We start from the raw sequence: 10,563 nt of genomic DNA, 5'->3' as shown, positions 1-10,563 counted from the left end.
GGGGCGGGGGGGGGGGGGGGGGGGGGGGGGGGGGGGGGCCGGGGGGCGGGGGCCGGGGGGGGGGGGGGGGGGGGGGGCCCCGGCCCCCGCGCGTCACAGCTGCGGGATGCGGGCGTTGGCCAGCGGCCGGTACCCGGGGGTGGCGGGCAGGCCGGCGGGGTCCCAGCCTGCCGCGAGCAGCTCGGTGACCACGGCGCCGGCCAGGGCCGCCGCCAGGTCCTCGCCCGGGCAGCGGTGGGCGGCGGCACCGAAGGTGAACACCGCCGGATTCACCCGGCCGGGGAGCAGCGCGTGCGGATCGGGGTTGACGGCCGGGTCGCGGTTGGCCGCGGCGAGCACCACGAGCACCTGCCCGCCGGGCTCCACCGTGGCGCCGCCGTGGTGGAAGGCCCCGGCGGCGAACCGGCGGGTGTTCTGGATCGGGGCGTCGTGCCGGACCACCTCGCGGACCAGCGCGTCGAGGGCCCGCGGGGTGCCGGGGCGGGCGGCGCCGCGGGCCAGCGCGACCAGCGTGTTGCCGATCAGGCCGGCGGTGGCGTCGTACGTCTGGGACAGGAAGCCCACCGCGTTGGCGAGCAGCGGGGCGGTGTCCGGCCAGGAGTCCTGTCGGGCCGCCCGGACCAGCTCGGCCAACAGCGTCTCCCGCGACCCGTCGAGGCCGGGCCGGAGCAGGTCCTGGAGGCGGGCGGCGGCCAGCGCCGCCGCCTTGTACTGCTCCTCCGAGGCGCCCGCGGGGATGCACTGCACGAAGTCCCCGACGAGCCGGGCCGCCTCGGCGTCGGCTCCGTCGGTGAGGCCGAGGAGGCCGGCCACCGTCCGGGCCGGCACCCCGAACATCAGCTCCTGGTACGGGACCCCGCCGCCCGCGGCCAGCACCTCGCGGGTGTGCGCCGCGGCGAGGGCGGCCGCGCGGGCCGTGTCGGCCCGGCCCAGCGCCCGTACGACCAGGGCCTTCAGCCGCTGCTGGAGGCTGCCGTCGGTCATGCGGACCAGGTCCCCGAAGACCTCGCCGGCCGCGGTGCCGGTGACGCCCGTGGGGACCGGCTCTCCGGCGGGGCGCACCCGCAGCTGCGGGGCGGCCAGGACGGCGCGGACCGCCGTCGCGTCGGCGGCCACCCAGGCGTTGAGCGACCCGTCGTACGCGAAGGGGCGGTCGGCGACCAGGTCCGCGTAGTACGGGTACGGGTCGGGGTGCCGCACGGCGTCGATCGGGGTGGTGGTCACGGGGGCTCCTTGCTCGGTGGAACGGGGTGGTGCGGGTGGTGCGGGTGATGCGTGGGACGGGCCGGGTGCGGCCCGGTGGGGGTGTGGTGTCAGGTGGTGGTGCGGGTGGTGCGGCGCATGTCGAGGGAGCCCGCCACGGCCATGCGGAGCACGTCCGTGCTGCCCTCGTAGATCCGCAGCGAGCGGATCTGCCGGTACAGCCGCTCGGTGACGCCGTCCCGGACGATGCCGGCCGCGCCGAGCAGCTGCACGGCGGAGTCGACGATCTGCTGGGCGGCCTCGGTGGCGTGCACCTTGGCCATGTTGGAGTGCCGGGCGAAGGACCGGCTGCCCCGGTCGGTCTCCCAGGCGGCCCGGGCGACGAGCAGGGAGGCCGCGTTCAGCTCGATCTCCATGTCCGCGAGCCGGCCCTTGACCAGTTGGAGGTCGAAGAGCGTGGCCCCGTACGCCTCCCGCGAGCGGGTGTGGGCGAGCGCGGTGTCGAAGGCCCGGCGGGCGAAGCCGAGCGCGGCGGCGCCCACGGTCGTGCGGAACCGCTCGAGCAGGTCCACGGCGACGACGAACCCGCGACCGGCCCGCCCCAGCAGCGCCTCGGCGGGCAGCCGGCAGTCCTCGAAGTGCAGGTGCCCGAAGGACCGCGGGGCGGTCGCGTCCACCGGCTCGACGCGCAGCCCGGGCGTGTCCGCCGGGACCAGCAGGGCGGAGAGCCCCAGCGGTCCCGGGCCCTCGCCGGTGCGGGCGATGACCACGAACACGTCGGCGATGGTGGCGTTCGCGATCCAGGCCTTGCGGCCGTTGACCACGTACGAGCCGTCCGCGCCCTTCTCGGCGGCCAGCGCCACCGCGGCGAGGTCCGAGCCCGCCTCCTTCTCGGAGACCGCGAAGGAGCCGATGAACGTGCCCGCGGCCAGGCCCGGCAGCCAGTCGGCGCGCTGCGCCTCGCTGCCGAACCGGACGATCGGCGTGGCGGCCAGGGCCTGGATGGCGTACGCGAAGTCGGCCAGGTCCTCGGCGTAGGCGAGGGCCTCGCGGCGCAGGCACACCGTCCGGAAGTCCTCCGGGGCGGCGGGCCCGTCCGGGTCCAGGCCGGCCAGCCAGCCGGCCTCGCCCAGCGCCCGTACCAGGCGCCGGCCCGCGGCGTCGGGGTCCAGCTCCCGGGTCTCCTCCCACAGCACCCGCCGGGCGTCGCACCAGGCGCCGGCCTCGGCGGCGAGGGCGCGGTGGGCGTCCTCGTAGAACGGCAGCTGGAGGATCTCGGGGTCGTAACTGGTCATCGTGTCCACGGCTGCGCTCCTCAGATGACCAGATCGGCGTCGGCGTCGGGGACCGCGGCGGCGGTCGCGGCCCCGGCCCGGACCCGCTTCACCAGGGAGTGCTCGACGAAGTGGGCGAAGGAGGCGTAGCCGCGCCAGATGCGGCGCCACTCGCGCTGCACCGCCTCCTCCCCGGCCGACCGGCGGACGTCGTCGAGGTGGGCGACGATGATCTCGGCCGACTGGCGGGCGTGGCCCGCGGAGAAGTTGTCGATCGACAGGTGCGCCTCCTCGTAGGAGATGTCGAGGCCGTGGCTGCGCAGCTTCTGGATCTCGTGCAGGCGCATCTCGCCGAGGCCGAACATCTCGATGCCGAGGTTGTAGCCGAGGATCTCGTTGTAGAGGCTGTCGGGGAACAGCGACAGGCAGACCTGGTGGATCGAGAAGCCGTAGAGGTGGTCGGGCAGGTCGCCCTGGTCCAGGAAGGCCTCCTGGCGGATGTGCGGCAGGTCCATGTCCATGCTGGCCAGGACCCGGTGGATGATCGTGATGTGGTTCTTGGCGACGTCGCCGCGGCCCATCTCGTCGGCGTAGATGGAGAAGAGCATGTCGTCGCCCGTGCGGGAGCGGCGGCCGAGGTTGCCGATCCGGTGCGCCCAGGTGCCGTCGATGAGGCTGCCGAGCGCGAACGTCGACTGCTCGAAGACGACCTCGTCGCGGTCGGGTATCTCGGTGAGCGGCTGGTACGGGTCGACGAGCTTGTCCCAGTAGATCCGCTCGACCCGCTCCATCAGGGCCTCGGGCGTGTAGTCGAAGTACGAGGCGTCGGTGAGCCGGCCGCCGGCGCCGTGCTCGAAGAGCAGCTCGGCCTCGGCCAGTCCGGCCTCGGCGCGGGCCCGCGCCACCGGCAGCACGTTGGGGAACTGCTCGACGTTGACGATCCGGTGGAAGAGGGTCCGGTCGTCGGCGGCCGCGTCCGGTTCGCGCACGGCGATGTCGGCGGGCGCGGCGGCGGCGATGCGGGCGCTCCAGCGGGCGGCCGGCCCGTCGCCGGCGCGCGGGACGAGGTCGTGGTCGAGGTCGGCGGGCTCGCCGGCGGCGATGGAGTGCGCCCAGGCGGTGAAGACGGCGGCCTCGCGCTCGTCGAAGATGCCGAACATCGGCCCGCCGAACTTGATGGACTGCAGGAAGCGGCAGGGGCCGCCGTCGCGTCCGGGCCGCAGCTGGCGGGCGGAGCGGAACTCCTCGACGAAGGCGGCCAGGTCGAGGTGCTCGTCGTCCAGCCAGTCCGTCAGCTTCTGCTTGCCGATGCGGACCGCGCGGTGCTGGCGGCCCGCGTGCGGGGCGTGCCGGGCGACGATCTGCGCGACCTTGGCGTCCAGGGACAGGCCGTCCTGCCAGGCGGCGAGCTCGGTGAGGGCGGCGGTGTGCTCGCGCTCCAGCCGGACGACCAGGCGTACGGCGGCCAGCGCGCGGCGGCGGTCCTCGGCGCCGGTGGCGGAGGCCTCGGTGAGGGCCAGGTACTCCGCAAGGACGGGCCGTACGTCCGCCTCGCCGAGCAGCGGCGCGCTGCCGAGGAGGAGGTCGTCCAGGCCGAGGGCGTGGGCGGCGTAGTGGACGCCGACGACCTCGGGGAGGAAGGCGCCGGGGAGCCGGGACAGGGCGAGGCGGAAGGCGCCGTGCAGGGCGGTGAGCGGGCGGGCGCCGGTCTCGCGGAGGAAGCCCTCGGCCTCGATCTCCGGCAGGAAGACGCCGAGTTCGGCCAGTGCGCGGCGGCGGCGGGCGCTCTCGCCGGCCTGGGCGGTGCCCTCGCCCATGAGCAGCCAGTGGTGGCCGAAGAGCCGGCCGACGATCTCGGCGGGCTGGGTGGCGGCCTGGGAGACGGTGTCGAGCCAGCAGCTGCCGGCCAGGGCGAGGGGGGCGCGCTGGCGCAGGACGGCGGCGCGGACCTCGGGGTCGGCGTGCTCGCGCAGGGCGGCGAGGGCGGGGGCGAGTTCGGCGCGGACGGCCAGGACGTGGGCGGCGACGGCGTCGGCATCGGCGTCCCCGGCGAGGGCGCCCTCGGCGAGGCTGTCGGCGACCTGGCCGTCGTACGCGGGGTCGGAGCCGGCGTCGCAGTCGGCGTCGAGGAAGCCGGCGAGCACGCGGCGGGCGGCGAGCAGGGCGCTCTCGCCCTCCTGGTCGGCGAGCAGGCGGCGGAAGAGCTCGGCGGGCTCGCCGGCGGCGATCGCGGCGGCCTCGACCGCACCGGCCGGGGAGGCCTCGAACGGGGCGCGGGGCAGCGAGGTGGTCAGGTCCGGCAGCGGGTGGGCCGCGGAGCCGCCGGCGGGCTGCAGGGCGGGGGCGCCGGGCGTCGCGGGCGCACCGGCGGCGGGGCGGGCGCGGCCCGCGGGTGCGGCGGCGGCCGGGGTGGTGGCCGCGGGGGTGCCCTCGGCGGTGGCCTCGGCGGGCTGGACGGTCTGGGCGGTCATGGGTCAGAACTCCCCGTGTGCGGTGGCGGGCTTGCGCAGCAGGACGCCGACCCGGACACCGGGGACGCTGGACGCCAGCAGGTAGTGGCCTTCGGGCCTGACGCCGCCGGCCGCGGCCCGGTCCACCAGGTTGATGAGCGGGTCGGCGGCGAAGCAGTGCCCGAAGCGGGTGATGTTGTCGAGGAACAACTGGTCCTTGGTGAAGCCCGCCTGGCGCTCCTTGAGCACGACCACGGGCTTGAAGAGGTTGGGGTGCAGCACCCCGTGGACGTCGCCGGGCTTCATCCCGGCGTCGGCCAGGATCCGCTCGTTGACGGTGCGGGCGAGGTCGGCGCTGATCTCGTTGGACCAGTCGAGCGAGCCGGGGTCCTGGGCGCTGGCGCCGGCGACGATCTCGTACGCGTCCTCGCCGAGCGGTTCGGCGCCGACCAGGCAGGAGGCGGCGCCGTCGCTGAAGAGGGCGAAGTTCTCCATGCGGACGGACTCGTCGCTGACGCGGTCGGTGGTGACCACCAGGACCCGGCGGTACTGGCCGGCGGCGACGAGGGCCTGCGCGGTGCGGACCGCGACCAGGAGGTTGGTGCACCGGTTGAGGGTGATGCCGGTGAAGGCGGTGCCGGCACCGAGGCCGGCGCCGGTCATCACGGTCTCGACGAACTTGCCGTGGGTGCGCGGGCCGCCGGGGAAGCGGGTGGAGCACAGGATCAGGCAGTCGACGGAGGACGGCTCCACGCCGGCGCCGGCGAGGGTGGCGCGGGCGCTCTCGACGGCCAGGTCCTCCAGGCCGCGGGCGGTGCGGCGGATGCTGCCCCAGCCCCAGAGCTGGGCCTTGGGGGGCATCCCGAACTGGCGGGCGCGCTCCGCCAGTCCGGGGATCGTGCTGTGGTCGGCCTCCTGCTCGCCGAGCACGTAGGCCGGGGCGGACAGGTGGACGGCGGGGCGGGCGGGCTGGTCCCCCGGCCGGGGGCCGGGGGCCGCGCCGTGGAGGTCGTGGGTGAGGCTCACGGTGCCGGATCGCTCTCTCGGTCGGCGGCGGGGTTCGGGGTGGCGGCGGGCGCCGGGGGCGCGGCGGTCGGCGCCGGTGCGGCGAGCAGGGCGTTGGCCTCGGCGTACGGCAGGGCGTCGGCGCCGAAGTCGAAGGTGCCGTGCTCGCCGATCTCGCGGGCGGCCCGCACGAGCGCGCCGAGGGCGGCCCGGGACAGGGCCGAGCCGGTGCTGACGCGGCGTACGCCGAGCGCTCCGAGGTCGGCGACGGACAGCCGCAGGGCGCCGCCCATCAGGACGTTGACGGGGCGGGAGACGGCCGAGCAGACGGCCCGGATCGACTCGGCGTCGGGCAGGGCGGGGGCGTAGAGCACGTCCGCGCCGGCCTCCTCGTACGCCCGGAGGCGGCGGAGGGTGTCGTCGAGGTCGGGGCGGCCGAGGAAGAAGTTCTCGGCGCGGGCGGTGACGGTGAAGGGGAAGCCGAGTGCGCGGGCGGCCTCGACGGCGGCGGCGACGCGTTCGACCGCCTCGCCGAGCGGGCGCACGGGGTCCGCGGCGCGACCGGTGGAGTCCTCGATCGAGCCGCCGACGAGGCCGGCGGCCGCGGCCAGCCGGACGGTCTCGGCGACGTCCTCGGGCTTCTCGCCGAAGCCGCTCTCGAGGTCGGCCGTGACGGGCAGGCCGGTGGCCTCGACGATCGTGCGGGCGTTGTCGAGGATGTCGGCGCGGGTCAGGGTGCCGTCGGGGCGGCCGAGGCTGTGGGCGAGCCCGGCGCCGGTGGTGGCGAGGGCGGGGAAGCCGAGGCCGGCCAGCAGGCGGGCGGAGCCGGCGTCCCAGGGGTTGGGGACGACGAAGGGCTGGGGGCCGTCGTGCAGCTCCCGGAAGGCGACGGCCCGGCGGTACTGGGCCTCGGTGGTACGGGGGGTGTGGCTCATGGTCGGTTCCCTCGCGGTGCGTCGCTGCTGCCTGGACCGTCAGATCAGCTCAACGTACTCATCGGCGGTGCGTGCGGCGGCCGTTGCCGCGCGCAGGAGCGGACGCAGGACGTCGGTGACCGCGGCGGGCCGGTCCTCGAAGTAGAAGTGGCCGCCCTCGGTCCAGTGGCGTACGGGCGCCTGGGCGCACTCGCGGGCCCAGGGCTCCACGGACTCCGGGGTCACGTGCGGGTCGTCGGTGCCGTTGACGAGGGTGACCGGGACGCCGAGCGGGGCCGCGGGCCGGTAGGCGTACCCGGCGACCATGCGGAAGTCGGCCTTGAGGTGGGGCAGGAGGAGCTCCTGCATCATCTCGTCCTCGGCGATCTCGGGGGGCAGTCCGCCGAAGAAGCCGACGGCCTCGGTGAAGGCGCGGCCCTCCAGCCGGGCGGCCTCGACGACGCGGGGGGTGGGCAGCAGCGAGGGGGCGGAGCAGCCGGAGACGACCAGGCCGGCGAAGCCGGGCAGGCCGTCGATGCGGCGGGCGACCTCGAAGGCGAGGGCGGCGCCGAAGCTGTGACCGAAGAGGAGGAACGGCAGGCCCTGTGCGGCGGCGGTGGCCGTGACGGCGGCCGCGGCTCCGTCGGCGAGGTCGGCCACGGTGGCGAGGGCGGGTTCGCGGAAGCGGTGGGCGCGGCCGGGGGGGCACACGGCGAGGACGCGGCCGTCGCGGCCGAGGGCGTCCTGCCAGCCGAGGTAGGTGCGGGGGTTCCCGCCGGCGTGCGCGAAGCAGAAGACGAGGGCGTCCGCGGCCGGCCCGCCCAGGGGTCCGGCGGAGGTGTCGGCGGTCAGGAACCAGGTGGAAGGAGTCACGGGAGGCATGTGGTTCGGGCCATTCTCCTCCCGCGCGGTCGGGGCGGGGAGGGGAGTCGGAGAGGGGGCGTCGAGGCCTGGAGCGCGGGGAGCGGGAGGAACCGCTCAGTTCCAGCCGACGTCGTTCGTGCGGGCGCCGGGGGTCGGGCCGTTCCAGCCGACGTCGTTCGTGTGATCGCCGGGGGTCGGGCCGTTCCAGCCGACGTCGCCGGTGACGTCCCCGACCGTGCCGGGGGCGGCGTGCACGACCGGCTTCGGGCCGTTCCAGCCGACGTCCAGGCGAAGGTGCGTGGCGCCGTCGCCGCCGAGGGCGCCCTGCGCCCCGGCCAGTGCCAGGGCCAGACCCGCGGCCGCGAGGACGGCTCCTCGGCGGATTGCGGAAAGCTTGCGGCCACGGAAAGCGCCCACGGTGTTGTCCCCCATTTTCGTGTTCCCCCTCGACGTCGTTTCGCCTTTGGTCCACAAGGAAACGGAACCAAACAGTCCGATCCTTTTCCGTAGAAGTCCCACCGGGCTGGTCCCCGGTTTCCGCTCCTTCGGTGAGACCAAATCTCCCCCGTGTGGAGGAGGTCGGGCGAGGCCTACGATGGCTCCGGTTTCCGCATTGCGGTTACCCACGGGGTCTCAACCACCCCAAAATGCTGCACACCGGACAGATGGGGGTGGGGTCAGGCGTGTCCGAACGTGGCGAACCCGGACAGAACCCTGCGGCGTACCGGCCGCAACCGACGGCCGAAGAGGCCCCGCAGGAATTCCTGCGGGAACTTGCAGCGCACCTGGGCAGACTGGCCGCCGAGGCCTCGGAGCAGGCCGCGTCCGGAGGCTGGCGCGGCCCCGCCCCGACCGCCGCGGCGGGCGACGGAGCAGGTGGGGCGGGTACGGACGGACCGGGCGACGTTCCGGGCGTGCGCTACCTGCACGGCATGCCGACGATCGGCGGGGCGATCGACGAGGCGCTGTCCCGGGTCCGGCGCGAAATCCTCACGGCACAACCGGACGGGGCACGCCCCGGCGCCGTGTTGAAAGACGCACTGGAACGCGTGCGCCGGCAGATAGCCTCCGGAATTTCGATGCGGACGCTTTACCAGCACACCACGAGATTCGACGAGGCGACAAAGGAATACGTGCGCGCCGTGACGGAATACGGGGCGCAGGTCCGCACTCTGGAGGAATTCTTCGACCGGCTCATCATCGTGGACGACGTCGCATTCATTTCCGCGAACGCGGACCGGACCACGGCGATCGAGATCAGTGAGCCGACGATCGTGCGGTTCCTGCGCGACACCTTCGACCGGTCATGGGATCGAGCCAGGGAGTTCCCGTTCGTCCCGCTGCACGCCGCGAAGGCGGCGGACGAGGTGGTCCCGGCGATCCGCGAGTCCATCGGCCGGCTGCTGGTCGAGGGCTACTCGGACAAGGCCATCGCCCGCCGCATCGGCATCAGCGAGCGGTCGCTGCAGGCGCACATCGCGTCCATGAAACAGGAGTTGGGCGCGGGGAACCGGCTCCAGCTGGGGTACGTACTGGGACGCAACGAGGCGACGGTGGTCATCTAGGCGCCCCCAGGGTCCGCCGGGCGCCCCCACGAGCCCGCGCCGCAGCCCGACTCGGGTGGGCTGCGGCGCGGTGGTGCGGGGACGGCCGGGCGGCCGTCAGTCGGCGGTGGGCACGGCCGGGCGGTCGTCGGCCGCGGCGGCGGAGGGGGAGGGGGCGGCCGGGGCGGCCGCCCGGGCCGCCGGGCGGCGGCGCGAGACGGCCACGCCGGCCAGGCAGATGGCCCCGCCCAGCAGCGTCAGCCACCCCGGCACCTCGTCCAGTGCCAGCCACGCGATGAGCACCACGACCGCCGGCACGGCGTAGGTGGTGGCGCCGAGCTTGCCCGCGGTGGTCCGGGCCAGGGCGTACGTCCAGGTGCTGAAGGCCAGGGCGGTCGGGAACAGGCCCAGGTACACCATGTTGAGCGTGGCGCTCGCGGGCGCGTCGCCGAGCTGGTGCAGGAGCTGGCCGGCGAAGGGCAGCGTGGCGGCGGCCCCGACGAAGCAGCTGTACGCGGTGACCTGGATCGGGCTCGCGTACGACAGGGCGGGCTTCTGCAGCACCACCCCGGCGCCGTACGCGAGCGCGGCGGTCAGGCACAGGAGCACCCCGCCGACCGAGGACGAGCCGCCGGAGGAGGTGGACGCTCCGACGACAACGGCGCCCGCGAAGGACACGCCCATGCCGGCCAGCAGCATGGGCGGGAAGCCCTCCTTGAGGAACCAGCCGCTGAGCAGGGCGATGACGATGGGGCCGATGTTCACGACCATGGCCGCGGTACCGGCGTCGACCAGCTGCTCACCCCAGTTGAGCACGACCATGTAGAGCCCGAACCACAGCAGGCCCGAGGCGAGGATGCCGGGCCAGGCCTGGCGCGGTGGCACCGGCACGCGCTTGACGAGCAGGACCAGGCCGAGCACGAGGGAGGCCGTCAACAGGCGGCCGAGTGCGAGGGCGCCGGGTCCGAAGTGCTCGGCGGAGGCACGGATGGAGACGAAAGCGGAAGCCCACAGCACGACCGTGATCGAAGCGGCGGCCAGGGCAGGGTAGTCGGTACGGGGATCGCCAGCCTTGTGGTCCATGCCTGCACGCTACTTGCTCGTGGCGTACTTGACCCGGACACGTCGAGAACCAGCCGCTCCCCGGGTCCGCGGCACCCCGGCGCCCGGGCCCCGCACGGCCGCCGACGTGCCGGTCCCGGGCGGCCCGCACGGGGAATTCGGGCGGACCGTCCGGGGAGTCCGGCGGGCCTCCACCGTCCTTCCGGTGGAATTCCACCGGAATTCCACCGGGTTCGTGTAGATGCCG

9 protein-coding genes are annotated in these 10,563 nt (G+C 75.2%); 1 reads left to right on the top strand and 8 read right to left on the bottom strand.

Annotated elements, in window-relative coordinates:
* Positions 1 to 93: 93 nt before the first annotated feature.
* The 7 genes from ACIQCH_RS33300 to ACIQCH_RS33270 form a co-directional block, all read right to left on the bottom strand.
* Entirely contained in the window at positions 94 to 1,224 is a 1,131-nt protein-coding gene (locus ACIQCH_RS33300; protein ID WP_402587166.1) for a cytochrome P450, read from the bottom strand.
* Between the two features lie 89 nt (positions 1,225 to 1,313).
* The gene (locus ACIQCH_RS33295; protein WP_402587171.1) at positions 1,314 to 2,498 is read right to left on the bottom strand and encodes an acyl-CoA dehydrogenase family protein; all 1,185 of its coding nucleotides are present in this window, start codon (positions 2,496 to 2,498) and stop codon (positions 1,314 to 1,316) included.
* A gap of 20 nt (positions 2,499 to 2,518) precedes the next feature.
* Positions 2,519 to 4,948, bottom strand: a complete 2,430-nt coding sequence (locus tag ACIQCH_RS33290) for an iron-containing redox enzyme family protein (RefSeq protein ID WP_402587164.1) — start codon at positions 4,946 to 4,948, stop codon at positions 2,519 to 2,521.
* Positions 4,949 to 4,951: 3 nt separating this feature from the next.
* Positions 4,952 to 5,953 carry a 3-oxoacyl-ACP synthase gene (locus tag ACIQCH_RS33285; RefSeq protein WP_402587162.1) on the bottom strand — a complete coding sequence of 334 codons (1,002 nt, stop codon included), beginning with the start codon at positions 5,951 to 5,953 and terminating at the stop codon, positions 4,952 to 4,954.
* Complete coding sequence (locus tag ACIQCH_RS33280; RefSeq protein WP_402587160.1) at positions 5,950 to 6,867, bottom strand: isocitrate lyase/phosphoenolpyruvate mutase family protein; 918 nt, start codon at positions 6,865 to 6,867, stop codon at positions 5,950 to 5,952. The genes ACIQCH_RS33285 and ACIQCH_RS33280 overlap by 4 nt, the downstream gene beginning before the upstream one ends.
* 39 nt (positions 6,868 to 6,906) lie before the next feature.
* Positions 6,907 to 7,719: a thioesterase II family protein gene (locus ACIQCH_RS33275; protein ID WP_402587158.1), complete on the bottom strand. Its 813-nt coding sequence runs from the start codon at positions 7,717 to 7,719 to the stop codon at positions 6,907 to 6,909.
* A 105-nt stretch (positions 7,720 to 7,824) separates the two neighbouring features.
* Positions 7,825 to 8,127, bottom strand: coding sequence for a hypothetical protein (locus tag ACIQCH_RS33270; protein ID WP_402587156.1), 303 nt, complete (start codon positions 8,125 to 8,127; stop codon positions 7,825 to 7,827).
* A 230-nt stretch (positions 8,128 to 8,357) separates the two neighbouring features.
* On the opposite strand from ACIQCH_RS33270, the gene ACIQCH_RS33265 reads away from it, so the two are divergent.
* A complete protein-coding gene (locus tag ACIQCH_RS33265) occupies positions 8,358 to 9,275 on the top strand; it encodes a LuxR C-terminal-related transcriptional regulator (RefSeq protein WP_402587154.1) in 918 nt (305 codons plus the stop codon).
* A gap of 96 nt (positions 9,276 to 9,371) precedes the next feature.
* Here the strand turns inward: ACIQCH_RS33265 and ACIQCH_RS33260 are convergent, their stop codons facing one another.
* Positions 9,372 to 10,337 carry a DMT family transporter gene (locus ACIQCH_RS33260; protein ID WP_402587152.1) on the bottom strand — a complete coding sequence of 322 codons (966 nt, stop codon included), beginning with the start codon at positions 10,335 to 10,337 and terminating at the stop codon, positions 9,372 to 9,374.
* Between the last annotated feature and the right edge of the window lie 226 nt (positions 10,338 to 10,563).

Source organism: Streptomyces sp. NPDC093225, from assembly GCF_044753805.1.
GTDB lineage: Bacteria > Actinomycetota > Actinomycetes > Streptomycetales > Streptomycetaceae > Streptomyces.
This window is presented reverse-complemented; position numbering and strand designations above follow the sequence as displayed.